22 protein-coding genes are annotated in these 25,775 nt (G+C 33.0%); 14 read left to right on the top strand and 8 right to left on the bottom strand.

Translation table 11 applies throughout. The annotated features are described in order from the left end of the window. Positions 1-160 precede the first annotated feature (160 nt). Entirely contained in the window at positions 161-655 is a 495-nt protein-coding gene (locus tag Q0856_RS00730) for a metallophosphoesterase family protein (RefSeq protein ID WP_298501688.1), read from the bottom strand. 88 nt (positions 656-743) lie between these two features. On the opposite strand from Q0856_RS00730, the gene truA reads away from it, so the two are divergent. Then, positions 744-1,496: a tRNA pseudouridine(38-40) synthase TruA gene (truA, locus tag Q0856_RS00725; protein WP_298472904.1), complete on the top strand. Its 753-nt coding sequence runs from the start codon at positions 744-746 to the stop codon at positions 1,494-1,496. Next, positions 1,489-3,255 carry an ABC transporter ATP-binding protein gene (locus Q0856_RS00720; protein WP_298501686.1) on the top strand — a complete coding sequence of 589 codons (1,767 nt, stop codon included), beginning with the start codon at positions 1,489-1,491 and terminating at the stop codon, positions 3,253-3,255. The genes truA and Q0856_RS00720 overlap by 8 nt, the downstream gene beginning before the upstream one ends. Here the strand turns inward: Q0856_RS00720 and Q0856_RS00715 are convergent, their stop codons facing one another. Continuing rightward, on the bottom strand, positions 3,256-4,041 hold the full coding sequence (locus Q0856_RS00715) for a diadenylate cyclase (protein WP_298501683.1): 786 nt from the start codon (positions 4,039-4,041) through the stop codon (positions 3,256-3,258). Between the two features lie 132 nt (positions 4,042-4,173). Beyond that, entirely contained in the window at positions 4,174-5,001 is an 828-nt protein-coding gene (gene folP / locus Q0856_RS00710) for a dihydropteroate synthase (RefSeq protein ID WP_298501681.1), read from the bottom strand. Positions 5,002-5,103: 102 nt separating this feature from the next. Between folP and Q0856_RS00705 the strand changes: the two genes are divergently transcribed. The 7 genes from Q0856_RS00705 (at position 5,104) to bglX (ending at position 11,970) form a co-directional block, all read left to right on the top strand. Next, positions 5,104-5,652 (top strand): DUF1599 domain-containing protein, encoded by a 549-nt coding sequence (locus Q0856_RS00705; RefSeq protein WP_298472891.1) that lies wholly within the window; start codon positions 5,104-5,106, stop codon positions 5,650-5,652. A 1-nt stretch (position 5,653) separates the two neighbouring features. Beyond that, positions 5,654-6,751, top strand: a complete 1,098-nt coding sequence (locus Q0856_RS00700; protein WP_298501679.1) for a BT_3928 family protein — start codon at positions 5,654-5,656, stop codon at positions 6,749-6,751. 9 nt (positions 6,752-6,760) lie between these two features. Then, entirely contained in the window at positions 6,761-7,255 is a 495-nt protein-coding gene (locus Q0856_RS00695) for a TlpA disulfide reductase family protein (RefSeq protein WP_298501676.1), read from the top strand. A 5-nt stretch (positions 7,256-7,260) separates the two neighbouring features. Next, the gene (gene tpiA / locus Q0856_RS00690) at positions 7,261-8,010 is read left to right on the top strand and encodes a triose-phosphate isomerase (protein WP_298501673.1); all 750 of its coding nucleotides are present in this window, start codon (positions 7,261-7,263) and stop codon (positions 8,008-8,010) included. Positions 8,011-8,110: 100 nt separating this feature from the next. Then, positions 8,111-8,947, top strand: coding sequence for a 50S ribosomal protein L11 methyltransferase (gene prmA / locus Q0856_RS00685; protein WP_298501671.1), 837 nt, complete (start codon positions 8,111-8,113; stop codon positions 8,945-8,947). A 21-nt stretch (positions 8,948-8,968) separates the two neighbouring features. Then, complete coding sequence (locus Q0856_RS00680; protein WP_298472879.1) at positions 8,969-9,244, top strand: ATP-dependent Clp protease adaptor ClpS; 276 nt, start codon at positions 8,969-8,971, stop codon at positions 9,242-9,244. A 443-nt stretch (positions 9,245-9,687) separates the two neighbouring features. Further along, positions 9,688-11,970 (top strand): beta-glucosidase BglX, encoded by a 2,283-nt coding sequence (bglX, locus tag Q0856_RS00675; RefSeq protein WP_298501668.1) that lies wholly within the window; start codon positions 9,688-9,690, stop codon positions 11,968-11,970. Positions 11,971-12,006: 36 nt separating this feature from the next. On the opposite strand, the gene nadB is transcribed toward bglX, so the two are convergent. The 5 genes from nadB to Q0856_RS00650 all read right to left on the bottom strand — a co-directional run bounded on the left by nadB (position 12,007) and on the right by Q0856_RS00650 (position 15,938). Continuing rightward, positions 12,007-13,575, bottom strand: coding sequence for an L-aspartate oxidase (gene nadB / locus Q0856_RS00670; RefSeq protein ID WP_298501665.1), 1,569 nt, complete (start codon positions 13,573-13,575; stop codon positions 12,007-12,009). Position 13,576: 1 nt separating this feature from the next. Beyond that, positions 13,577-14,503, bottom strand: a complete 927-nt coding sequence (nadA, locus tag Q0856_RS00665) for a quinolinate synthase NadA (RefSeq protein WP_298501663.1) — start codon at positions 14,501-14,503, stop codon at positions 13,577-13,579. A 119-nt stretch (positions 14,504-14,622) separates the two neighbouring features. Continuing rightward, positions 14,623-15,036 carry a DUF6691 family protein gene (locus Q0856_RS00660; RefSeq protein ID WP_298501661.1) on the bottom strand — a complete coding sequence of 138 codons (414 nt, stop codon included), beginning with the start codon at positions 15,034-15,036 and terminating at the stop codon, positions 14,623-14,625. A 2-nt stretch (positions 15,037-15,038) separates the two neighbouring features. Continuing rightward, positions 15,039-15,596, bottom strand: coding sequence for a YeeE/YedE thiosulfate transporter family protein (locus tag Q0856_RS00655; protein WP_298472868.1), 558 nt, complete (start codon positions 15,594-15,596; stop codon positions 15,039-15,041). 120 nt (positions 15,597-15,716) lie between these two features. Continuing rightward, complete coding sequence (locus Q0856_RS00650; RefSeq protein WP_121068391.1) at positions 15,717-15,938, bottom strand: hypothetical protein; 222 nt, start codon at positions 15,936-15,938, stop codon at positions 15,717-15,719. Between the two features lie 673 nt (positions 15,939-16,611). Between Q0856_RS00650 and Q0856_RS00645 the strand changes: the two genes are divergently transcribed. The 5 genes from Q0856_RS00645 to Q0856_RS00625 all read left to right on the top strand — a co-directional run bounded on the left by Q0856_RS00645 (position 16,612) and on the right by Q0856_RS00625 (position 25,775). Next, positions 16,612-17,874 (top strand): glycoside hydrolase, encoded by a 1,263-nt coding sequence (locus tag Q0856_RS00645; protein WP_298501658.1) that lies wholly within the window; start codon positions 16,612-16,614, stop codon positions 17,872-17,874. A gap of 893 nt (positions 17,875-18,767) precedes the next feature. Then, the gene (locus Q0856_RS00640; RefSeq protein WP_298501655.1) at positions 18,768-19,190 is read left to right on the top strand and encodes a hypothetical protein; all 423 of its coding nucleotides are present in this window, start codon (positions 18,768-18,770) and stop codon (positions 19,188-19,190) included. Positions 19,191-19,199: 9 nt separating this feature from the next. Further along, a complete protein-coding gene (locus Q0856_RS00635; RefSeq protein WP_298501652.1) occupies positions 19,200-21,542 on the top strand; it encodes a TolC family protein in 2,343 nt (780 codons plus the stop codon). A 16-nt stretch (positions 21,543-21,558) separates the two neighbouring features. After that, positions 21,559-22,644 carry an efflux RND transporter periplasmic adaptor subunit gene (locus Q0856_RS00630; RefSeq protein WP_298501650.1) on the top strand — a complete coding sequence of 362 codons (1,086 nt, stop codon included), beginning with the start codon at positions 21,559-21,561 and terminating at the stop codon, positions 22,642-22,644. Positions 22,645-22,664: 20 nt separating this feature from the next. Continuing rightward, on the top strand, positions 22,665-25,775 hold the full coding sequence (locus Q0856_RS00625; RefSeq protein ID WP_298501647.1) for an efflux RND transporter permease subunit: 3,111 nt from the start codon (positions 22,665-22,667) through the stop codon (positions 25,773-25,775).

Below are 25,775 nucleotides of genomic sequence, written 5' to 3'. Positions count from 1 at the left end.
TTTTTTAAGACTTAAACAGTATGGAATTATGAAACAACTAAAAATAAAAGCAATAGTATTGAGTACTATTTATTTACTGCTAGTAGCGGTGTTAGTGTTAACTTAGTATTATAAGATAAAGGAGTTTTTTCTTTTTTCAACTTCTTAACCAAAAGTTACATTAACGCTTCCCAATTTCAATTACTTCTAAATTTTTAATATCTGGTCCATCAATAACAAAACGTAACATGGTCCTCATTTGGTGAAAACCATGTTTCCCGCAGGCGCCTGGGTTCATGTGTAGAACGCCAAGTTTTTTGTCCATCATAACCTTTAGAATATGAGAGTGGCCGCAAATAAAAAGTTTGGGAGGATTGTTTCTTATTTCATCTCTAGTTCTAATATTGTATTTTGGAGGATACCCGCCTATATGCGTCATAAGCACATCCACACCTTCACACATAAAACGATTGTTCTCTGGGAATTCTTTCTGAATTATATGGTTATCTATATTACCATAAACGCCACGAAGAGGTTTTATTTTTTGTAAAGCATCGGTAACTTTTAAGGAGCCAATATCGCCAGCATGCCATATTTCATCTGCTTGTTTGGCGTATTTTAAAATGGTGTCGTCTATATGAGAATGGGTGTCCGATAAAAGAAGAATCTGTGTCATTTATAGAAATTGCGAATGCTGTTTTTTAATGTTCCAAAAATAGGTGGAAAAAAGTATCTTTGTAACTTCACAAAATTAGCATATTCCATTGAGGTTTTTTATTCAATTTTCATATTTCGGTAAGGATTACCACGGATGGCAACGACAACCCAATGCTATTACTGTGCAAGAGGTTTTAGAAGGGAGTTTATCTACTATTCTGAGTACTAAAGTTGTTTTAACAGGAGCAGGTAGAACAGATGCCGGTGTGCATGCCAAACAAATGTATGCGCATTTTAATTTAGATAAAATATTAGAGGTAGAGGAGTTGGTATATCGGGTAAATTCACTTTTACCAGAGGATATTGCGGTACAACGCATTGTAGAAACAAAGGAAGATGCCCATGCCCGTTTTGATGCCACGGCGCGTACTTATGAGTATTGGATAACCAAGAAAAAAGATCCTTTTTGTATTGATACTTCCCATTATATAAAACAGTCTATTAATATTGGGGCCATGAACCAAGCCGCTAAAATTTTACTCAAAGAAAAAGATTTTGAATGTTTTTCTAAATCTAATACAGATGTGTATACTTATTTATGCAATATTACTCAAGCGAAATGGGAGCAAAAAGGTAATCTATTAGTATTTACTATAACGGCGAATCGTTTTTTAAGAAATATGGTTAGGGCCATTGTAGGAACACTTTTAGAAGTTGGGATGGGGAAAATAAAAGTAGAAGATGTTAATACCATCATAAAAAGTAAGGATAGGGCGCAAGCTGGTGTTTCTGTACCAGCAAAAGGTTTATATTTGACTCAAGTTTTGTATCCAAAAACAACGATAGATTTCTATGAGTGAAAATTCCGGAAAAACTTTTGATAAGAGCCTTTTTAAGAGACTTATGGGGCATACCAAGCCGTATAGAGTTACTTTTTACGGGGTTGCGTTAGCCGCTATTTTGGCTTCAGTTTTTGCAGTCTTAACACCTATTTTAGTAGGGCGTATTATCGATGATGGTATAAAGGCAAAAGACGCCAATATGCTATTTGTTTTTACCATGGCTTTGTTAGGGGTTTTGGTGGCGCAAGTAACTAGTCAGTTATTATTTAATTACTATGCCAATTGGTTGGGAGAATCGGTAATAAAAGATATTAGAATAAACTTGTTCAAAAAAATGCTTGGTTTTAAAATGAAGTATTTTGATACTTCTTCACTTGGTGTTTTAGTAACTAGAGCTGTGGCAGATATGCAGCGTATTGGAGAGATTTTTAGTCAAGGTTTTTTTGTTATAGTAGCAGATTTACTAAAAATGCTTGCAGCTGCTTTAGTAATGCTATATTTAGATTGGAAATTGGCACTTATAGTTTTTGGGCTGATGCCTGTAATTTTATATGCAACCCGTGTTTTTCAAAAGGCAATGAAAGTGGCTTTTACTGAAGTAAGAGCGCAAGTATCTAATTTAAACTCCTTTGTACAAGAACGTATTACAGGAATGAAAATAGTGCAGCTTTTTACTAGAGAAGAGATTGAAAGTAAAAAATTTAGAGAAATAAATGAGAAGCATAAATTAGCTTGGATAAAGACGGTATGGTACAATTCTATCTTCTTTCCTATAGCAGAAATTGTATCTTCTATAGCTATTGGTTTGGTTGTTTGGTTTGGAATACGACAAAATATTGTATCCACGGAATTGGGCGAAATTGGAGCTGTTTTTTCTTTCTTTTTCTTGATAGATTTATTGTTTAGACCACTTCGCCAAATAGCAGATAAGTTCAATACACTGCAAATGGGAATGGTAGCCGCCAATAGAGTTTTTGATATTTTAGATACCGATAGTGCTATTCCTGACAATGGTACGGAAATAAAAACGGATGTAAAGGGAGATATTACTTTTAAAGATGTGCGCTTTGGTTACGTAGAAGGAGAAGAAGTATTACACGGAATTTCTTTTGATGTAAAAGCAGGAGAAACCGTCGCTATTGTTGGTGCTACAGGAGCAGGAAAATCTACGATTATTAATTTATTGAATCGTTTTTATGAGATTAACTCTGGAGTAATTTCGGTGGATAATATAGATATTAAAGATTTTCAATTATCTTCTTTAAGAGATAAAATAGCGGTGGTTTTACAAGATGTTTTCTTATTTGCAGACACTATAGCTAATAATATATCTTTAAAAGAAAAGAGCATAACCAAAGAATCTATACAGAAGGCAGCCGAAGAAATTGGAGTGCATGAGTTTATTAGTAGTTTACCCGGAGGGTATGCCTATGATGTAAAAGAAAGAGGCGCAATGTTGTCTAGCGGACAGCGACAATTAATTGCATTCTTAAGAGCATATGTTAGTAATCCTAGTATTTTAATTTTGGATGAGGCAACCTCTTCTGTGGATACTTATTCAGAGCAATTAATACAAAGTGCTACCGAGAAAATTACCGAAGGGCGTACGTCTATTATTATTGCTCACCGTTTAGCAACCATAAAAAAGGCAGATAAAATTATCGTAATGGATGCTGGTAAAATTGTAGAAATAGGAACGCATAAAGAGTTACTTAATGCTAACGGGTATTACAGTAATTTATACGAAGCACAATTTTTGTCAGAAGAAGTAGCCTAATTAAATTAAGTCCTCTTTAATCATTGTTATAAGTTTTGGTAACCCTTTATACAAAACAAATTCTCCGTTTTTAATATACGATATTAATCCTGTCTCTTCACTAACAACAAGAGCTAAAGAATCTGTTTTTTCGGTAATGCCAATTGCGGCTCTATGTCTAAGGCCAAAGCGCAAGGGAATAGTACGTTCGTTAGATACAGGTAGGGTAACTCTGGTTGCTACAATATAGTTTCCAGAAATTACAGCAGCACCATCATGCAAAGGACTGTTTTTATAAAAAATACTTTCTATAATAGGCTGTGTAATTTCAATATGCATTTTGTCTCCAGAGGATTTTATAAAATCTAAAGAATTATTACGCTCCAAAACGATTAAGGCACCGGTTTTGGTACTCGCCATTTTCTCACAAGCAGCAACTAAAGCATCAATATTAATGCTACTAGAAAGTCCTTCTTGTTTTAAAAATTTAAAATGCTTTATAAAATTTCGTTTATTAGAAAAATTGGTAGAACCAATCATTAAAAGAAATTTTCTAATCTCCTGTTGAAAAACTATAATAAGTGCAATTAAACCAACTTGCATAAAAGCACCTACCATACTGCTTATCATTTCCATGCCTAATAACTCGGTAAGTTTCCAAAAGCCCCAGACAATTACGATGCCAATAAAAATATTGATAGCAACAGAGCCACGAATTAATTTGTAGATGTAATAAAGTAGAACGGCTACTAGAATGATATCTATAATATCAGTAATTCGTAAATCTATAAAGTTTAAAAAATCCAATCGCCGCAGTTTTTGTAAAATTAGGAAAAATAAGTCTAATGTTGAAAGTCCAAAATTTAGTATGTCATGTGTAATGCTATAGGTATTACGTTTTTATTTTTTACTCCATATTAAATACTCAATAAAAATAGGCTAACTACTTTTTAAGGCATTATATAACTGTACACACTCCATAGCTTCTTTAACGTCGTGGACCCTTAAAATATTGGCTCCTTTTTCTAAACATACCATATTTAGGGCAGTGGTGCCATTTAGAGCTTTTTTAGCATCGGTTTCTAAAGTTTTGTAAATCATAGATTTTCTACTTAAACCAGTGAGTATAGGAACTTCTATGTTTTGTAGGAGCTCTAATTGGTTTAAGAGCTCAAAATTTTGGGCTACTGTTTTAGAAAATCCAAATCCGGGATCTATTATAATATCATTAATGCCGGCTAAACGGGCATTATATATCTGTTCAGAAAAGTAATAGATAATGTCTAAAGTTACATCGTCATATACTGTGTTTTGTTGCATATTTTGCGGAGTACCTCGCATATGCATTAAAATATAAGGCACTTTTAATTGAGCAACTGTAGCAAACATATTAGTATCTAATTGTCCTCCAGAAATATCATTTACCATAGCTGCTCCTTCTTGAACACATGCCTTAGCAATACTACTCCTAAAGGTATCTATAGAAATTATGCAATCTGGAAACTCTTTGGTAATAGCTTTTATAACGGGTAAAATACGTTGTAATTCTTCTTCTTGAGTAACTTCTTTGGCACCAGGTCTGGAACTATACGCACCAACATCAATAAAGGTAGCACCTTCATCAAGCATTTTTTTTACTTGAGAAATGCTATTTTTAATTCCGTTATAAGCACCACCATCGAAAAAAGAATCAGGAGTAACGTTTAGTATACCCATTACTTTGGGTGTATTTAAATCTATAAGGTTTTCGTTACAATTAATGGTCATTTTTGTAAATAATTGGTGTGTAAATACTTGACAAAGAAAGATTAAATCGAGAACTTTGACGTTTACAATATTTTAAGCGAAATTTACGCAAATTAGATATACATGCAGCATACTTCCGAACAATATAATGAGGTTATAAAAATTTGCAAAGAGTTATTTCAAAAAAAGATGACAGATTACGGCAGTGCATGGCGTATTCTAAGGTTACCTTCTTTAACGGATCAAATCTTTATTAAAGCACAAAGAATACGGAGCCTACAACAAAATGAAGTGCGTAAGGTAGATGAAGGGGAGCGTTCTGAATTTATTGGTATTATAAACTATTCTATTATGGCCTTAATTCAGCTAGAACTAGGTGTAGTGGATCAGCCAGATTTACAAACAGAAAAAGCAGTAAGCCTTTATGAGAAACATATAACGGAAACAAAATCATTGATGGAGAATAAAAATCATGATTATGGAGAAGCTTGGAGAGATATGCGTGTAAGCTCATTAACCGATTTAATTTTACAAAAATTATTAAGGGTAAAGCAGATAGAAGATAACCAAGGGAAAACTTTGGTTAGTGAAGGTATAGACGCTAACTATCAAGATATGATAAATTATGCTGTATTTGCAATGATCCATCTTCAAGAAAACGACAATAAATAGTATGAGATATTTAGTAGGGTTTAGTAGAATTTTTGTTGGGATACTTTTTATTATTAGTGGTTTTATTAAGCTAAATGACCCCGTCGGATTTTCTTTTAAATTAGAAGAATATTTTAGTGAAGCAGTTTTGAACCTTCCTTTTCTAGTACCACTGGCATTATGGGTTTCTTTAGGAGTAGTTATTTTTGAAGTGCTCTTAGGGGTTATGTTATTAGTAGGTTACCGCGTTAAATTTACAGTATGGAACCTTCTATTAATGATTGTATTTTTTACATTTTTAACCTTTTACTCGGCCTATTTTAATAAAGTTACAGACTGCGGCTGTTTTGGTGATGCTGTTAAATTAACGCCTTGGGAATCCTTTACCAAGGATGTTATTTTGTTTGTTCTTATTCTTATTTTGTTTTTTGGACAAAAATATATTCAGCCCTTATTTAGGTCTTACCCAAATAGAATAATTACTGCGGTAGCACTTGTATTATGCGTAGGTTATGGGTATTATGTGTTAAATCATTTGCCAGTTATAGATTTTAGACCATATAAAATTGGTGCCAATATCCAAAAAGGAATTACAGTTCCAGTTGGAGCCCCAGAAGCTGTGTTCGACTATGCTTGGAAATTTAAGGCAAACGGAGAAGAACAAATTGTACATACGACTGGAGATTACCCAACAGTGGATGGCGAATTTATTGGGGTAGAAACGACGGAGTTACAAGCAGGTTACGAGCCCCCCATTCACGATTTTACTGTAGAACAGAATGGAGAAGATTTTGCGTCTGATTTATTGCAAGAACCTAAGTTAGTTATGATTGTGGCGTACGATTTAAGAAAAACCAATACTAATTTCTACGGAGAAGTTAAGGAAATAGCCGATGCTGCAGTTAAGAAAGGGTATAAAGTTATTGGTATGTCGGCCTCTAGTGCAGAACAGGCAAAAGAAATTATAGAAAAGTATAATTTAAATTTAGAGTTTTATTATACGGATGAAATAGCGCTAAAAACTATTGTCCGGTCTAATCCAGGAGTATTAGTTTTAGAAAAAGGAACTATAAAGCAAAAAGTGCATTATAATGATATGGATAACCTTTTGTTCTATTAAATACTTTAAATGAAAAAAGGAATAGTTACGGTCATTTTTTTTATGGTTTCTATGTTTTGTATGATTGCGCAAGATAAAACTTTCGCAGTGGAAGCAAAGGCAGACCATTTAATGGATTTAGAAGGGAAGCCTATAACCTTCGGGAAGGTTTTAGAGACTCATAAAGGCCAAGTAATCTTATTAGATATTTGGGCATCTTGGTGTAAAGATTGTATAGTTGGTATGCCCACTTTGAATGCTATAAAAAAGGACTATCCAGAAGTGGCTTATGTTTATGTTTCTTTGGATAAAACTAAAGATAGTTGGGAGAAGGGCATACAAAGTTTTAAGATAAACAACGGGTCACACTATTGGGCTCCTAATGGGTGGAAGTCCGATTTGTTTACAGCTATAGATTTAGACTGGATTCCAAGATATATGGTAATAAACAAGGAAGGTTATATTACCTTGTATAAAGCAATAAATGTAGAAGACAAAGAGATTATAAAACAACTTACAAAATAATAGAAATGAGAAGTAAAATAGTAGCGGGAAATTGGAAAATGAATAAAAATTTAGCAGAAACAGAAGCGCTTTTAACAGAGCTTTCAGCTAAATTACCAGATACAACAGCAGAAGTAATGGTAGCACCTAATTTTGTGAATTTGGTTACTGCTAAACAAAGTTTAGAGTCTTCTACTATAGAAGTGATAGCCCAAAACATGCACTTTGCAGAAAGTGGTGCTTATACAGGAGAAACTTCTGGAGATATGCTGTTAGATATTGGTATTGATACCGTAATTATTGGACATTCCGAAAGACGTGCTTATTTTGGTGAAACAGATGAGATTTTGGAGAAGAAAGTAAAAGCAGCTTTAGCAAAAAACATGAGAGTAATGTTCTGTTTTGGTGAAGAATTGACAGATAGAAAATCTGATAACCATTTTAATGTAGTTGGTGGTCAAATTAAAAATGCACTTTTTTCTTTAGATGCTAGTGCATGGAGTAAAATTGTATTGGCTTATGAGCCTGTATGGGCTATTGGAACGGGAGAAACAGCTTCAGCGGAGCAAGCGCAAGAAATGCATGCTTTTATTCGTAAAACAATAACAGACGGATATGATGCTGCCGTAGCTAATAATGTTTCTATATTATATGGTGGAAGTGTAAAACCTGCAAATGCGGCAGAGATATTCTCTAAACCAGATGTAGATGGTGGTTTAATTGGTGGAGCTGCTTTAGTAGCAGATGATTTTGCTGCCATTATAAAAGCTATTTAATTTCGCTTAAAAAATTGTTTAAGAAAGCTGTTTAGAAACATTTCTCTAAACAGCTTCTATTTTTAATAAACTATCTATTCCTTTTATATTAAAAAAAGACATGGCAAACATTATTTATATAGAATACGCCTTTACTGTTACTCCAGTACAACCTACTTCCGATATTTTAATTGCAGAATTAGGGGAAATAGGCTTCGAGAGTTTCGTAGAAAATGAAAATGGAGTTTTGGCGTATATTCAAAAAACAGATTGGGAAGAGTCTATGATAGATGCCATAGATATATTAAAAAATGACAATTTTAAGATTGAATATACGGTTAAAGAAATTGAACAAGAGAATTGGAATGCTACTTGGGAGGAAAATTTTAAACTCATACAAGTAGATGATGCCTGTGTAGTTAGAGCTCCTTTTCATGATGCTCCTGTTGTAGAATATGATATTGTTATTGAACCCAAAATGAGTTTTGGTACCGGACATCATGAAACAACCTTTATGATGTTAAAACATATTTTAGAAAATGATTTTACAAAAAAATCTGTTTTAGATATGGGGAGCGGTACTGGAGTTTTGGCAATATTAGCTGCTATGAAAGGTGCTGTGCCAGTTGAAGCTATAGATATAGATAATTGGTGTTATTTAAATGCTAAAGAAAATGTAGAAAGAAATGGTTTTCCTAATATTCAAGTTTTAGAAGGGGATGCTAGTCTTCTAAAGAACAAAAAGTTTGATGTAATTATAGCAAATATAAACAGGAATATATTGTTAGCAGACATTCCTATCTATGCAGCATGTTTAAACTCTGGAGGATCTCTTTTTCTAAGTGGTTTCTACCAAGAAGACCTAAAAATGATTAGCGATAAATGCCAAGAGCATTCGTTAAAATTTGAAAAAAAACTTGAAAAAAATAATTGGGTTGCTGCAAAATATGTATTTTAGTTTTTATAAAACCCTTATAATATGAGTACCAGGGAAGAAATATCAGAGGAGTTATTAGTAGAAGAAGAGGCAGTAAACCAAAATGAAATTGTACTCTTTAACGATGATGTTAATACTTTTGAGCATGTTATAGATACATTAGTTTCTGTTTGTGATCATACTTCGGAACAAGCGGAGCAATGTTCATTAATAGTGCATTATAATGGAAAATGTACGGTTAAAACTGGAGAATTTAAAGATTTAAAACCCCGTTGTACTCGTCTTTTGCAGGCAGGTTTAAATGCAGAAATTGTTTAGTGTTTTTTCTTCCAATAGTATCCTAAAATTTCTTTATTAGTTGGTCTAATATTTTAGACTTAAAACTCACGGAGGCTTACCTTGCAATAAGAATTGGTTTTCAATTAATATCTCAAGTACTTCCCTTAGGCTATTTCAGTTTCTAGTTTTTTAATTTACCCTAAGAATTACGTATTGTTAAAATTGCTCTACTTATGGAGTAACTAGTGAAACAAAAAAAGTAATTTCCAACACAAACTCGTTTCTCTCTTCACAGCTTAGTTGGCTAACCTTCTATGGAAATAGATTATGTAAGATATTATCAATAATTGTTGATATTGTAGATTAAGAATATATAGCTCCAATAATTGAATAAAATCGGAAAATATTGTCTTATAATACCTTGCTGTTCTATGGTAATTTTAGGGAATTAGATAATAAAGATTTAATACAAAAAAGAACCAATGAAAAAGGTGTTAATTTTTACATACTTTATATGTTTTTGGGGTAAGTTACATGCTCAAGAAACAATAGTACAGGTAAAACAAGAGGAGATAAGAAAAAAAGTAGAGCAGTTATTAGCTAAGATGACTTTTAAGGAAAAGATTGGGCAAATGAACCAGTACAATGGGTTCTGGAATGTTACTGGTCCGGCACCTACTGACGGAAGTGCAGTATTAAAATACGAACATTTAAAATCAGGACAAGTAGGCTCTATGCTTAATGTTCGTGGTGTAAAAGAAGTTAGAAAAGTACAAAAAATAGCTGTAGAAGAAACCAGATTAGGAATTCCATTAATAATAGGCTTTGATGTTATTCATGGGTATAAAACAGTTAGCCCAATTCCTTTAGCGGAAGCTGCTAGTTGGGATTTAGAAGCTATTAAAAATTCAGCAGAAGTGGCCGCTAGTGAAGCTGCGGCAAGTGGAATAAATTGGACATTTGCTCCAATGGTAGATATTTCTAGAGATGCGCGTTGGGGGCGTGTAATGGAAGGAGCAGGGGAAGACCCTTATTTAGGAAGTAAAATAGGATACGCTAGAGTAAAAGGCTTTCAAGGCGACGATTTATCTAAGAAGAATACTATAGCCGCTTGCGCTAAACATTTTGCAGGCTATGGATTTGCAGAATCTGGAAGAGATTATAATACAGTAGATGTAGGAGAGTCAACCTTACAAAATATCATATTCCCTCCTTTTAAGGCAACAGTAGATGCTGGAGTAAAAACGTTTATGAATTCTTTCAACGAGCTCAACGGTATTCCGGCAACAGGTAATGCTTTTTTGCAAAGAAAAATATTGAAAAAAGAATGGGGTTTTAATGGGTTTGTAGTATCCGATTGGGGTTCAATCAATGAAATGGTTGCGCATGGTTATGCTAAGGATAATGAGCACGCAAGCTCACTAGCAGCTAACGCTGGTTCGGATATGGATATGGAATCTTATGGTTATGTTAATCATATAGAAGCCTTAATAAATAAAGGAAGGGTAGATATAGCATTAATTGACGATGCTGTAAAAAGAATACTTACTGTAAAATATGAATTGGGACTTTTTGAAGACCCATATTTGTATTGTGATGAAAAATTAGAAAAATCCGTTGTAGGAAGCCCCGAAAACCAAGCTGCGGTTTTAGATATGGCCAAAAAATCGATAGTACTACTTAAGAATGAAAAGGCCCTTTTGCCTTTAAAGAAAAAGGGGCAAAAAATAGCCGTAATAGGTTCTTTAGCGGAGGATAAGAATAGCCCTCTAGGTAGTTGGCGTCTTGCTGCTGATGATAATACAGCAATTTCAGTTTTAGAAGGATTAAATACGTATAAAGGAAATATAATTACTTACGCGAAAGGAGTAACCTTAACAGAAGGAAAAACGGATTTTACATTAGAAACTAAAATAAATGAAGAAGATGCTTCTGGTATAGAAGAAGCTGTGGCTCTTGCAAAAAAGAACGATATTGTAATTCTAGTTTTAGGTGAAAATGGTTTTCAGTCTGGAGAGGGTAGAAGTAGAACTACCTTAGATTTACCTGGATTGCAGCAAGAGTTGTTGGAAGCCGTTTACAAGGTAAATAAAAAGGTAGTTTTAGTTTTAATGAATGGAAGACCTTTAACCATTAATTGGGCCGACGAAAATGTGCCGGCAATATTAGAAACATGGCATTTAGGAACACAAAGTGGTAACGCTATCGCGGCAGTATTATATGGTGATTATAATCCAAGCGGTAAATTGCCAATGACTTTTCCTAAAAGTGTTGGGCAAATTCCAATATACTATAATCATAAGAATACTGGAAGACCAGAGATACCGGCTCCTAATATGGTTTTTTGGTCGCATTATATAGATGAAAGCAATGCCCCTCTTTATGAATTTGGATATGGCTTAAGCTATACTGATTTTAGATACAGTGATTTAAAATTGAATGCTACATCCTTCAAAAGAGGAGCGGAAATAGCTCTTACATTTAATTTAACTAATACTGGAGAGTACGCAGGAAAAGAAGTAGTGCAATTATATATTCAAGATAAATTTGCAAGTATTACTAGGCCAGTAAAAGAGTTAAAAGGATTTAAAATGGTGTCCTTAGAGCCAGGAGAATCTAAGGAAGTAACTTTTGTAATAAATGAAGAAATGCTTCAGTTTTATTCAGCAAAGGGTATTTGGGAAGCAGAAGAAGGAGATTTTAATGTTTTTATTGGTGGTAGTTCTAATGCTATTTTAAAAAATGGCTTTAAATTAATAGACTAACTGTAGTAACTACTTTAATAAATGGCATCTAAATTTTTATTTAGATGCTTTTTTTATGTTACTTATATTATAATATCCTCCCTTGTTTTCTTTTCTATTTAAAGATTGCTGAATAATTAAATGAGCCACATTTATCATATTTCTAAGCTCACAAAGGGCGGTTGTAATTTTAGATTTTCTATACAACTCTTCGACTTCTTCATAGAGTAAGTTTAAATGCTTAATAGCCATATGAAGACGGTCATTATTGCGAACAATCCCGACATAATTTCGCATTAAAGCTTGTAGTTGTTTTAGGTTATGTTGAATTAAAATATGCTCTTTAGGAATAGAGGTTCCATCATCATTCCAAGGTGGAATGTTCTCTGGAATGTTAACTTTTGGAGCTTCACACAAATCTAAATATATATTATGGGAATAAACAAGAGCTTCTAATAAGGAGTTAGAGGCCAAACGGTTGGCGCCATGAAGCCCTGTTCTACTACATTCTCCGCACGCATAAAGATTGTTTACAGATGTTTTTCCGTTTTTATCAATGTCTATTCCACCGCATAAATAATGAGATGCAGGGACTACGGGAATCCAATCTTTTTCTAGTTGAATATGTTCTTCAGAACATTTTTCGTAAATATTAGGAAAATGCTTTTTAAAAGCAGCCATATCTAAGTGGGTACAATCTAGATAAACAAAAGGGTCTCCTGTTTTTTTTAACTCAGAATCAATACACTGAGAAACGATATCTCTCGAGGCTAATTCTGCTCTAGAATCATAATCTAACATAAAACGATGTCCGTCTTTAGTCCGTAAATAAGCGCCAAATCCACGAACAGCTTCAGAAATTAAAAAGGAAGAACCACCTTCTGGAGTATACATAGTTGTTGGGTGAAATTGAACGAACTCCATGTCTTTAATAACCGCTTTAGCTCTGTAAGCCATAGCTATCCCATCTCCTGTTGCAATAATTGGGTTGGTCGTGTGTCCATAAACACTGCCTATTCCACCAGATGCTAGTAAGGTATGTTGTGCCTTTATAGTTAGAATCTTGTCTGTACATTGGTTTAGAATATAAGCGCCATAACAAGAAACAGCATCTGTTTCTTTATTTTCTATATGGTGCTCTGTAATTAAATCAATAGCAAAATGATGAGGTAAAATTGTAATATTAGGTAGCTGGTGTACTTTTTTCAAAAGTGCTCTTTCTAGTTCAAAGCCAGTAATATCTTTGTAATGCACAACTCTGTATTCCGAATGTCCCCCTTCTTTGCCTAAATCAAAAGTACCATTAGAATCTAAATCGAAATTGGTTTCCCATGCCACAAGTTCCTGTAGTCTTTTTGGGCCTTCTTTTACAACCATAGCGACTATTTCTGGGGTGCAAAGCCCGTCACCAGCAATTAAAGTGTCTTCTATATGTTTGGCAAAAGAATCTTTTTGTTCATTTAAAACAACAGCTATACCACCTTGCGCATATTTTGTATTCGATTCTTCTTCATCGCCTTTAGTAACAATGGTAATAGTTTTATTAGGAAATTTTTGAGCAATTTTAACTGCAAAAGTAAGGCCGGCAACGCCAGACCCAATTACCAAATAGTTTGTAGAAATCATTTTACGCGGATAGAGTTAACATTTTTTGTATAGGAATAACCGCTTTCTCTCGTATGTTACTTGGTATTTCTATTTTTGGAGATTCATTTTTTAGGCAATCATAAAGTTTTTGGAGCGTGTTTATACGCATATATGCACATTCACTACAAGCACAAGTGTTGTCTACTTTACTGGGTGCCGGTATTAATATTGTATTTGGAGCTTCTTGTTGCATTTTATGAAGAATACCGGCCTCAGTAGCTACAATGAATTTGTTTTTGGGATGTTCTTTTACATAGCTTATCATGCCAGAAGTAGATCCAATATAGCTAGCTGTTTTTAAAATGTGGGCTTCTGATTCTGGATGCGCAATAATTACGGCATCAGGATGCTTTTTATGTAGTTCTAGCAATTTTTCTATACTGAATGCTTCATGAACAATACAGCTGCCATCCCATAAAAGTAAATCTCTACCCGTTTTTTGCGCAAGATATTTTCCTAAATTTTTATCAGGAGCAAAGATGATAGGTTTTTCTTTAGGTACTGATTCAATAATTTTTACGGCATTAGAAGAGGTGCAAACTAAATCGGAAATTGCCTTTATTTCAGCGCTACAATTAATATAAGTAATAACTGTATGATCCGGGTTGGCATTTATAAATTCTTGAAATTTTTTTGGAGGACAAGAATCCGCAAGAGAACAGCCTGCTTTTACATCTGGTAAAACAACGGTTTTACTAGGGTTTAATAATTTGGCAGTTTCAGCCATAAAATGAACTCCTGAAAAAACGATAATATCTGCAGTAGATTCAGCAGCTCTTTTAGATAATTCTAAACTGTCACCAACAAAATCGGCAATATCTTGAATTTCTTTGTCCTGGTAATAATGGGCGAGAATAACCGCATTCTTTTCCTTTTTTAAAGTTGTAATTTTTTCTATTAGAGTCACTGTTGTTTTTTTTTGACATGAACCACAAGTTTAGTGGTATCTATAGAAAAAATATATGACTTATGTCATACAATCTAAAAGGAAAAATTTAGGATAGGAATATGTAGTTTTGAGGGAAGTTAGTGAGGAAGCTTATTTTTTAATAGCCCATAGACAAAGGTTCCTAAAGTTGCTGCTGTAATAACAATAAGCATACTAAAAACACCTGTACCTACAAGAATATACATAGGGCCTGGGCACGCACCGCCTAACGCCCATCCTAAGCCAAAGATTGAACCACCAAGTAGATAATTTACAAAACCTTTGTTCTTAGCTGGTATTTTAATTTCAGTACCTGTTATACTTTTAATTTTGGTTTTTTTAATGATATATATAGATACTATTCCTAAACCTACTGCAAAACCAATAATACCATACATATGGAAAGATTGAAACTTAAACATTTCAAAAATTCTATACCAAGAAACTGCTTCAGATTTTACTAAAATAATTCCAAAAAGGATACCGACGATTAAAAATTTAATGAATTTCATATTTAAAAAATCAATGGTAAAATAAAATGTGTCATTAGTAGTCCTCCAATAAAAAAGCCAATAACAGCAATCAAAGAAGGTATTTGTAAATTACTTAATCCGCTAATAGCATGACCAGAAGTGCACCCACCAGCATATCTGGTCCCAAAACCAACTAAGAAGCCAGCGATACAAAGAATACAGATACCTTTTAGGCTTAAAACACTATCCCAACTATATATTTCTGGAGGCAGTAAATTAGTGCTAGGGTTAGAAAAACCTAGAGCTTTTAAATCAGCAATGGTATCTGGGCTTAAATCTATGGGAGTGCCATTAGATAAAAATTGAGTAGCAATAAATCCACCAATTATGGCTCCAAGAACAACTACTAAGTTCCATTTAAAAGAACGCCAATCAATTTTAAAAAAGTCGGAATATTTGGCTGCTCCACCAATGGTACAAAGAGTTTTAAGGTTAGACGACATTCCAAAGTTCTTTCCAAAAAGGATCAAAAGAACCATTATTAAAGTTATTAAAGGCCCAGAAACATACCAGGGCCAAGGGTTTAGTATAAAGTCCATTTTTATTACGATTATTAAACAAACAAAAAGGTGCATAGTTATTTACTATGCACCTTTTCGTTTTTAAGTATTCTATTAACCAAAATGACTAAAAGAATCTTAAATTAATTTTTAAAAGTTTTATACTAAAGGCGCACCTTTAAGACGTTTTTCAATTTTTTTCTTTTTCTCTGTTAAACGCTTCATCATATCCATTAAGTCAGAATCCTTAGTTTCCTTATAAATTTCGTTAATTTCTAATATCAATGCTTTTGCTTCTCTAGAGGCTTCAACACGGTCACTAGTAGACATGTTGCTCATTTTTCTAGTTTCAAACTCGAGAGCTCTTTCCGTTAAATCCATAAATTAAATTTTTGCTAAAGTTAATATAATATAGAACAATTCCAAATATCATTATAATTGTTAGTGTTTATATAGCTATTTGGTTTATTGATTTACTCACCTTTTAGCCTAAATGAGAGATGTTAATTTAATTAAACGTGAATTTAATTTACTGTAAATGAGTTTATTATGAGTTTTTATCTTAATGTTTTGTTATTTTTTTTGTAAACATGGATTGTTGATAAAAGATTAGTTTAATTCTCATTATCAGAAAAGTATACCAAGTTAATAGCGGTAAATTGTAATTTTTGTTATAACCAGTTAGTTTTCTAAGTTTGCTAAGGGGTATTTCACTTTATTTAATACTGTTTTATCTATTTTATTAAAAGCGTATAGAAACACTAAGCTGCTTTTAGGACTACATTGGTTTTATGGTACTATTTTGGGAGTCTCAGAAAAAAATCCAAAAAATTGATTTATTTACAAAACTATTTCTCCAGAGATAGTAAGAGTAAAAATTGCAAATAAAATTTTTGAAGCGGAAATCACAAAATTAGATGTAGAAATAGCTTTTAATGTAAATTTAGAAAAAGGGAAAACTTTTTTTGGTAATTGATTTTTATAGAAGACAATAAAGTTTTTGGAGTATACTATACATACATAGAATATTTAGGAGAACGATAAGAATATAAAAATGAAAAAAATAGGTTGGGTATTGCTTGCTATTTGTGCATTATGGTCTTGTAATCAGGAGAATAAAAAAAATAGAAAAGAAGAGGTAGTGGAAAATCAGGGAGGATTTCCGTTTGTATTGCCAAAAGAAAAACCTCAACGTAAAATGAGTGCTGCAATGGAACGTATTTATACAGACTATGCATCGCCAGAACCACAGTATAACGAATTGTTTAGTCAATTTAAGTATACGGAGTTAAAAGGATTTGATTATAATAGTGAAGATGGTACTATCTCTCGTCGGGACCCTTCTAAAACTTTGCTATATAACGGAAAATACTATGTCTGGTATACCTATAGAAATACCCCAGCGCCTCCACAAGGAGCAGCTAAATCTACAGACGAAATACCTTCTGCTGATTGGGATTTAGCAGAAATATGGTATGCTACCTCCACGGATGGTTTTAATTGGAAAGAACAAGGAGTAGCAATTAAACGACCAGAAAAACCAATTGTAGGATGGAGAGCTGTAACGACAACAGATATTTTAGAATGGGAAGGTAAATTTTATTTATACTACCAAGGATTTATGGAAGCTAGTGGAAAACGAGGAGACGATTGCCCTGTAGCAGTTTCTTATGCAGACTCTCCAGATGGCCCTTGGATTCCCTATAATAAAATAGTGATACCCAATGGTAAAGAAGGGGAATGGGACCAATATTCTATTCATGATCCTTATCCTTTAGTACATGATGGAAAAATATATATCTATTATAAATCTGACTTTGGAGAGAAACCAGACTTAGTTCGCATGCAAGGGTTAGCTATTGCGGACAGCCCTTTAGGTCCTTTTGTAAAACACCCATTAAATCCGGTAATTACATCTGGTCATGAAACTTCTTTGTTTCCCTTTAAAGAAGGGGTTGCAGCTTTGGTATATAAAGATGGTCCTGAACATAATACCATACAATATGCAAAAGACTGGGTTAATTTTGAAATTGCTTCTATAACAGAGTTAATGCCGTATGCTGCCGCACCATATGTCGCAGACGCTTTTACAGACACAAAAGATGGTCGTGGTATTACATGGGGATTAGCACATTTTATAAACTTGGGAGGGAGAGATAAACTCCACTCAAAGTTAGTGCGTTTTGATTGTGATTTAAGCTTGGATGTTCATGATCCAGAAATGAAACAACACCGAGTAAACCATGATCCTGATGTTTATTTTAGACAGGGGTTGAGTAATAAACAAGTAAAAAGAATAAATAACGGCAATAAATAGTTCTTGTATATAAAAAGTTGTTTTATAAAAACGTAGATAAGGGAAGTTTTTTTTGGTGCATAAGTATAATGCAAAATATTTAAATGTATTGCTCATACACTATTTTCTTTAAAATGCTATCGCTCTTATCTCAAAGGTTGTAAAGTACTTACAATACGTTTAGTAAAAGTCTTAATATTTTTTTCTTATTTTATGAAGGCAAAAGTAATTACAAATTTACATTTAATATAAATATCTGTTAGTAAGTGTATTATAGAATTTCGGAAAAATGTTGGGTTAATACAGAGGTGTTGGAATAAAAAAACGCCTAAACATAGGTGTTTAGACGTTTTTGTTGTGACCTCGACAGGATTCAAACCTTATGGCTTTATTCCAATGTTTCTAGGCTCTATGCTAAATTCCATGTTTTATGTTGACGGATTGTGAACTCAATCTAATACTCAATATTACTATTTGGTATTTCGTCTAACACAAATGTATATATTTTTGAAAAATAATCTTTTAAAAATTTATTTTCTTTATTAAGCTTGAGACAAAGAAGATCTATCCAAAAATCTTATTTTGTCAGGTTTTAAAAGCGTTTTGAGAGGTTCAAAAAACTAGTGACCCCGAATCAGCTCGTTTTTTAATAAAGCTTTAAGGTTTTAAAGAATTTGACTAGATTTATGAGTGTTTGGCGTTTATTAATTATCAATAAGTATTAAAACTAAACTTTTTTGGTTTAGAGGTTAAAGCCAATATTCAATTTTTTAATGTGATTACTAATAATGAAAAAGTAATTTACTAATATGTTTTTTATCATTAAAAGTTATTCTATTGAGATATTTGCACTAAGTTATTTTATTTAGATATTTGCGCTAAGTTATTTATATTTAAAACAAACAATGGAAAACATGATGATTAAATCCTTTCTAAAAATAGTTGCTTTTATAATTTTTTTAGTAATATTATCTAGCCCAATTTATTCTCAGGAGGATAATGGTCAAGAAAAATCTAAGCGAGTAGATATATTTAAAAGTACAGAAAGAGATAGCTTGCAATTATGGTTTTATGATAGGGCTACCATAATGGGTGTTACTGGAGAGAAAAGAAAGGAATTTTATAATATAATCTTATATCATACTTATAAGATGACGGCTCTAGAAAAAAAAGAAAAAGGATACACTCCCAAAGAAATACGCTCTAAATTCGAAGAGCTTTTACAAAAACAACATTCAGAAGTTAAGCCAATTTTAGATGATAAGCAATATGGTTATTACTTAGATACCTATAAAAAACTTTTAAAAGGTGTCTATGAAAGAAAAGGTTGGAAATAAATTAAAATTATGAAAAAACAATTAGTTGTAGTTGTCTTTCTTTTAGCATCGTTTTTTTCATTTGCTCAAAGTTCAAAGACTATTAATATTGGAGTACTTGTCGATAAGGATTCGAAGGAAAATTTGGCTTTATTCGAAAAGCTTAAAAATGAAATTCGTTCTGTAATGGGACAAGATACTAATATGATTTTTAAAAGTCCTTTAGAGAATAATTATGATTTAGAATTGGCCAAAACAAATTTTATAGCTCTAGAAAAAAGCGAAGTAAATATCATTTTGGCTTTTGGTGTAATTAATAATATAGCTTTATACCAGCAAAAGTCTTATGGCAAACCAGTAATTGTTTTCGGATCTGTTAATAGTGATTTTATTGATTTACCAGCGCAGCAGAATACTACTGGGATAAATAATTTAGCTTATATCATAGCTCCTTTATCTTATAAGAAAGATTTAGAAGCTTTTAATTCTATTTATGAGTTTAAAAAGGTAGGAATTTTAGTAGATGAATATCTTCCTGAAGCACTTCCAGTTAGAGCACTTTTTGATGATTATTTCGCAGATAAAAAAACAAGTTATTCTTTAATTAATATACCTGAAGATGGCAATATAGCTAATTCTTTAGAGGGTATAGATGCTGTATATCTTGCTGGTGGTTTTGCTTTGACCGATGATGCATTTAAAAAAATGGTTAATATAATTAACGATAAAGAATTACCTTCTTTTTCTGCAAACCGTAAATTAGATGTGGAAAAAGGAATTTTAGCAACGAATCAGCCAGCTACCAACTTAGACCAGTTTTTTAGACGATTAGCATTAAATGTAGAGGCAGTTGTGAATGGTACAAATCCTTCAGAATTGCCCTTAAAATTGGATTATAATAATAGACTTTCTTTAAATTTTAACACAGCAAAACAGATTAATTTTCCTTTGCGTTATAGTATGTTGGGTACTGTTGATATTGTGGGAGGAAATAGCTCGTATTCTGCAGATAACACATATTCCATAGTAGATATTATGAATGGTGTTGTAAATAAAAACTTAGGACTTGAAGTAGAACGCAAGAACGTTGACCTAAGCACTCAAGACCTTAAAACTGCTAAAAGTAATTTTCTTCCAGATGTTTCAGCAAGTGCAACTGCGGCATATTTAGATCCAAGAGTAGCAGAAATTTCAGGAGGAACTAATCCAGAGTTTTCAACCTCTGGAACCGTTGGTCTACAACAGGTCTTATATTCGGAAAGTGCGGGTGCAGGAATTACTATTCAAGATAATATCCAAAAGGCACAACAAGAAACCTTTAATGCTGCAGAATTAGATGCTTTATTAAATGCATCAGTCGCCTATTTTAATACATTAATACTAAAGACTAATGTAGAAATTCAGGGACAAAACTTAGAGGTAACTAAAAAGAATCTTGAAATATCGGAACAAAATTTTCAGGCAGGTGCATCGAGTAAGTCAGACGTGCTTCGTTTTAGAAGTGAACTTGCCCAAAATATGCAGACCTTAATTGAAGCAGGAAATCAATTGAGTGAGTCCTATTACTCTATAAATCAATTAATGAATAATCCGATTAATTTAGAAATAGACGTAGAAGAAGCTTCTATTTCTGAAGGATTATTTATTAATTATAAATATGATGATTTTAAAGATATTTTAGATAACCCAAAACTTAGACCTTTTTTAATCGAATTTTTAATAAAAGAAGCAAAGTTAAATGCTCCTGAACTTAAGAATATTGATTATAATTTAAGAGCAATAAAAAGGAACTATCGTCTTAATTCTTCTGGTAGATTTGTTCCTACTGTGGCACTACAGGGTAATTATAATTTAGCTATTTCGCAATCAGGAAAAGGTTCAGTACCTGTTTTAGGATCTCCTGTTGCGCCAGACGGAGTATATAATTTAGGCCTTAATGTTTCTTTACCAATATTTCAGCAAAATCAGAGGAATATTAATAAACAAACTGCGAAGATTCAGGAGGATCAACTAAATATTCAAAAAGCTAATTCAGATTTAAATATTGAAAATAATATTAATGTATTGGTGCTAGACTTAACTAATGAAATAGCTAATATTGAGATATCAAAAGTCGCAGAAGTTACTGCAAAAGAAAGCCTAGGGCTTACTCAAAGTTCTTATGCAGAAGGGGCTATTCCATTAATTCAATTAATTGATGCGCAAACAAATTATCTGCAATCACAGTTGGCTAGTGCTACAGCCAATTATAATTATTTACTAGCTTCAATGCAGTTGGAACGTGCTATTGGTTATTTCTTTTTGATGAATACAGAAGATAGCAATCAGGCATTTATGCAAAGGGCAAATGAATTTATTTTGAATAAAAATTAAAAAACCAACTTTAATTATGAAATATTTTAGTCACATTATTTTAACTCTCTTGCTAACTTTATTTTTTGACTCTTGTAAGGAGCAAGTAGAAAAGAAAGAAGAGGTGTTAAGACCTGTAAATTATCGGGTAGTAGGTACTTCCGATGCTCAAAAAATTAGGTCTTTTAGTGGAGTCGCAAAAGCAGGGGATGAGATTGAATTGAGTTTTAGAAGTAATGGAATTATGACCACTTTTAACGCAAAGGTTGGACAGCAGGTAAAAAAAGGTGATTTAATTGCAAAATTAGATAATGTACAAGCTAATCTTGCCTATGAACAATCAGTGTCTGCTCTTAATAGTGCAAACTCTGCAATGAAAACTTCAAAATCAGCTCTAACCAGGATAAAAAATTTGTATGAAAAAGGTAGTCAATCATTAAGTGATTATGAAACAGCTAAAAATAATTATGAGAGTGCTTTAGATCAATACGAGTCTGCTAAGCGTAATAAGAGTATTCAGCAATCACAAATTAGTTATGGGTACATTTATGCTCCAAAAGATGGAACTATTGCTTCCACGAACGGGAGTGTAAATGAAAATGTTGCTTCTGGCTCAGTAATAGCAGTTTTAAATGCTGGCACTGATATTAATATTGAGGTAGGTTTACCAGAAAGTGTAATTAATAAGGTTAAACAAGGAATGGAAGTTGAAGTTAATATTTCTTCTTTAGGAGAAGTATTAATAGGTAATGTTTTTGAAGTTTCTCCAATAGTGGATGCTAATTCGGCAACATATCCTGTGAAAATTGATGTTCTTTCAAATAAAGATATAAAGCCAGGTATGGCGGCAAACGTGATTTTTAACTTTACTACAGGAGAAGAATTAAATGACAATACCTTAATTATTCCTGTTAAAGCTGTTGGAGAGGATGGTGATGGTAATTTTGTTTTTGTAATAGAAACAAAAGACGATAAAACAGGAACTGTTAGAAAACAAACTATTGAAGTAGGAGAACTAACTTCTGATGGTTTTAAAATAAAAAGTGGCGTAAAAAATGGAGATAAAATTGCAACAGCTGGCCTACAAACACTTCTTGATGGACAAAAAGTAAGATTACAATAACCATTTAAACGAAAATAATTATGAATCTTACTCAATTTTCAATTACTAACAACCGTGTTGTTTTAAGCGTGCTTGCAGTTGTAATGCTCATGGGGTTGATTGGTTATGAGACCTTGTCAAGAGATAGTATGCCGCCATATACTATTCGGGTTGCTTCTATTGTTTCTTCGTTTCCAGGTGCAAGTCCGCAACGTGTAGAGGAGTTAGTTACGGACCGAATAGAAAAGGTAGCTCAGGAATTACCAGAATTAAAAAAAGTAACAAGTACATCAAGAACAGGGTTGTCTGTTGTTCAGGTAGAGTTGGTAATGCAAGTAGAGCCTCAGGATTTACAAGCGGTTTGGGATAGATTACGAAGAAAACTTAATGATATACAAGGATTACCCAGTGGAGTACAACCACAATTAAAAGATGATGGAATTGGAGAGGTTTTTGGTATAGCAGTAGGCCTTACAAGTGATGGTTTTTCATTTTCTGATATGAAAGACTATGCAGATGATATGAGAGACGATTTAATTAAACTTTCAGATGCTGCAAAAGTGGAGATTAATGGCGATCAATCCGAACGTGTATTTGTAGAGTTTGATAATACTAAATTAAAAAGTTATGGCTTAACAGCCAATGGGTTGCAAAGTTTAATTAGTAATACTAATATTTTAAGTTCTGGAGGACAAATAAATGTAGATGATGAGCGAATTATATTAGAGCCAACCGGAAATTTTAACGACATTTCCGATATCGAAGAGATGTTGATTCCGCTTGGAGAAGGAGGACGGGTACTTCCTTTAAAAGATATTACAAATGTTAGAAAAGGCTATATTAATCCTCCAACTCAAATTGTAAGTATTAATGGTAAAGACGCTTTGTCTTTGCATGTATCTCTTAAAGATGGAGCAAATATTATAAAATTAGGAGAAGAATTAGATGTTGTACTTAGTACATGGAAAGAGAAATTACCTGTCGGTTTAGAAGTATCACGATTGGCCTCCATTGACACCTATATTGATTTAAAGATTAGTGATTTTATTGGTAACCTTTTACAATCCATAGGAATTGTTTTAGCTGTTATGCTTATATTCCTTGGCTTCAGAACTGGTTTGGTTATTGCGAGTTTAATTCCAATTGTAACTATTACCACTTTGTTCATAATGGGTTTAATTGATGTGGGTTTAAATCAGATAACTCTTGCAGCTTTAATTATGGCCTTAGGAATGATGGTGGATAATGGTATTGTGGTAGCAGAATCAGTCATGGTAAAAATGGAAAATGGTGCCGATGTTAAAAAGGCAGCTATAGATTCTTGTTCAGAGTTGTTTACGCCTCTTTTAATTTCTACTTTAACAACTTCTGCTGCGTTCTTATCTTTTTATATGGCAGAATCCGTCATGGGGGATATCATGGGGCCAATTTTTGTGGTAATAACAATAGCACTTTTGTCTTCATGGATTATTTCTCTAAGCATTATTACATTGTTTTGTGTATTCTTTCTAAAAGTAAAAAAACAAGAGGAAGGAAAAGTTGGTTTTTTAGATCGCTTGATTAATGGTTTAAAATCTAAATACAAAGATTTAATATTAATAGCCTTATCCTGGAAACGATCTGTACTTGTTGCTATTGTCGGAATGTTTGTTTTATCAATTTTAGGTTTTGGCTTATTGGCATTTGTGTTTTTTCCAGATAGTGATCGTAATATGATTACTGCAGATATTAACCTTCCTGAAGGAACTAAAATAGAACGTACCGAGGAAATGGTCTCTGCTATTGAAGCTTTTATGAAAAGAGAACTTCAGGTTTCTGAAAATTCTTCAGAGGGAATTGTAGATTGGTCTGCATATATAGGAGAAGGTCCATCTGCTTATGATTTAGGCTATAACCCAGATGAAGCAAATTCCAATTATGCACACATCTTAATTAACACCTCTAATTTTTTGATAAATAATGAAATGGTTAGAAAATTAGACTCTTTTAGCTTCGCATCATTTCCAAATGCAGATATAAAAGTTGGTCTTTTAGGTTCAGGAGGTGGAGGTACTCCTATAGAAATTAAAGTTTCTGGAGATGACCCTAATAAATTAGCAGAAATATCAGAAAGCATTAAAACTAAGTTATTTGGTATTTCTGGTACAAAAAACATTAAGGATGATTGGGGGCCAAAAGGTAAAAAGTTTATAATTGATATTGATCAGAATAAAGCGCAATTAGCAGGAGTTTCGAATCAGGATATAGCAACATCTTTACAGACGGTACTAGATGGATTTAGTACCGGGGAATATCGGGAGAATGATAAAACTATCCCTATAGTAATGTTAAGTAATCAAGATAAACAGCAAACGTTAGCATCTTTAGAGACATTAAATATTTATGCACAAAGTTCTGGAAAAAGTGTACCGTTATTGCAGGTGGCTTCTATAATTCCGAAATGGCAGTATACAAGAATTAAAAGATTGAACCTTACAAGAACAATTAATGTTTCTAGTGAGCTGACTGAAGGCGGTAATGCGTCCGCTATTACTGCTGAAATTATACCTTGGCTAGAGGAGCAAGCTGCTACATGGGGACCAGATTATAGTTATAATCTTGGGGGTGATGCAGAAAGTACTGCAGAGAATATGGGTGCGGTTGCGAGTTATTTACCATTATCCGCTTTTATCATTATAATGCTATTAATAATACAATTTAATTCTTTCCGAAAAACGGTTATGATTGTCTGTACCATACCTTTAGGAGTTATTGGTATGGTATTAGGCTTGCTTATTTTTAATGTTCCTTTTGGATTCATGGCCTTTTTGGGGGTAATTTCCTTAGCAGGTATAGTCATAAATAATGCTATAGTTCTGGTGGATCGGATAGAAATGGAAGAAGACATAGTTAAACGAAACCCACAAGATGCTATTATTGCAGCTTGTTTACAACGCTTTAGACCAATATTACTTGCTACTTTTACTACAGTACTCGGTTTAATACCACTTTATTTGGGTGGAGGAGAAATGTGGGAGCCCATGGCTGTTACTATCATGGTAGGCCTATTGTTTGGAACTGTAATAACTTTATTATTTATTCCTGCTTTTTATAGCGTTTTATATAAGGTTGATTATAAAGGGTATATATTTAATAATGAATTATTAGATTAA

This window comes from uncultured Maribacter sp. (assembly GCF_947496775.1).
GTDB lineage: Bacteria > Bacteroidota > Bacteroidia > Flavobacteriales > Flavobacteriaceae > Maribacter_B.
The sequence above is the reverse complement of the archived record's forward strand: the minus strand, read 5'-3'. Positions and strand labels throughout refer to the sequence as shown.

What these genes read in the sequence shown, in the direction of transcription:
- Q0856_RS00635 (WP_298501652.1), top strand. Translation starts at nt 19,200, where the DNA reads ATGAAAAAACAATTAGTTGTAGTTGTCTTTCTTTTAGCATCGTTTTTT.
- Q0856_RS00660 (WP_298501661.1), bottom strand. Translation starts at nt 15,036, where the DNA reads ATGAAATTCATTAAATTTTTAATCGTCGGTATCCTTTTTGGAATTATT.
- Q0856_RS00700 (WP_298501679.1), top strand. Translation starts at nt 5,654, where the DNA reads ATGAGATATTTAGTAGGGTTTAGTAGAATTTTTGTTGGGATACTTTTT.
- nadB (WP_298501665.1), bottom strand. Translation starts at nt 13,575, where the DNA reads ATGATTTCTACAAACTATTTGGTAATTGGGTCTGGCGTTGCCGGCCTT.
- Q0856_RS00650 (WP_121068391.1), bottom strand. Translation starts at nt 15,938, where the DNA reads ATGGATTTAACGGAAAGAGCTCTCGAGTTTGAAACTAGAAAAATGAGC.
- tpiA (WP_298501673.1), top strand. Translation starts at nt 7,261, where the DNA reads ATGAGAAGTAAAATAGTAGCGGGAAATTGGAAAATGAATAAAAATTTA.
- Q0856_RS00720 (WP_298501686.1), top strand. Translation starts at nt 1,489, where the DNA reads ATGAGTGAAAATTCCGGAAAAACTTTTGATAAGAGCCTTTTTAAGAGA.
- prmA (WP_298501671.1), top strand. Translation starts at nt 8,111, where the DNA reads ATGGCAAACATTATTTATATAGAATACGCCTTTACTGTTACTCCAGTA.
- Q0856_RS00645 (WP_298501658.1), top strand. Translation starts at nt 16,612, where the DNA reads ATGAAAAAAATAGGTTGGGTATTGCTTGCTATTTGTGCATTATGGTCT.
- Q0856_RS00655 (WP_298472868.1), bottom strand. Translation starts at nt 15,596, where the DNA reads ATGGACTTTATACTAAACCCTTGGCCCTGGTATGTTTCTGGGCCTTTA.
- Q0856_RS00625 (WP_298501647.1), top strand. Translation starts at nt 22,665, where the DNA reads ATGAATCTTACTCAATTTTCAATTACTAACAACCGTGTTGTTTTAAGC.
- Q0856_RS00680 (WP_298472879.1), top strand. Translation starts at nt 8,969, where the DNA reads ATGAGTACCAGGGAAGAAATATCAGAGGAGTTATTAGTAGAAGAAGAG.
- bglX (WP_298501668.1), top strand. Translation starts at nt 9,688, where the DNA reads ATGAAAAAGGTGTTAATTTTTACATACTTTATATGTTTTTGGGGTAAG.
- Q0856_RS00640 (WP_298501655.1), top strand. Translation starts at nt 18,768, where the DNA reads ATGATGATTAAATCCTTTCTAAAAATAGTTGCTTTTATAATTTTTTTA.
- Q0856_RS00695 (WP_298501676.1), top strand. Translation starts at nt 6,761, where the DNA reads ATGAAAAAAGGAATAGTTACGGTCATTTTTTTTATGGTTTCTATGTTT.
- Q0856_RS00730 (WP_298501688.1), bottom strand. Translation starts at nt 655, where the DNA reads ATGACACAGATTCTTCTTTTATCGGACACCCATTCTCATATAGACGAC.
- Q0856_RS00705 (WP_298472891.1), top strand. Translation starts at nt 5,104, where the DNA reads ATGCAGCATACTTCCGAACAATATAATGAGGTTATAAAAATTTGCAAA.
- folP (WP_298501681.1), bottom strand. Translation starts at nt 5,001, where the DNA reads ATGACCATTAATTGTAACGAAAACCTTATAGATTTAAATACACCCAAA.
- Q0856_RS00630 (WP_298501650.1), top strand. Translation starts at nt 21,559, where the DNA reads ATGAAATATTTTAGTCACATTATTTTAACTCTCTTGCTAACTTTATTT.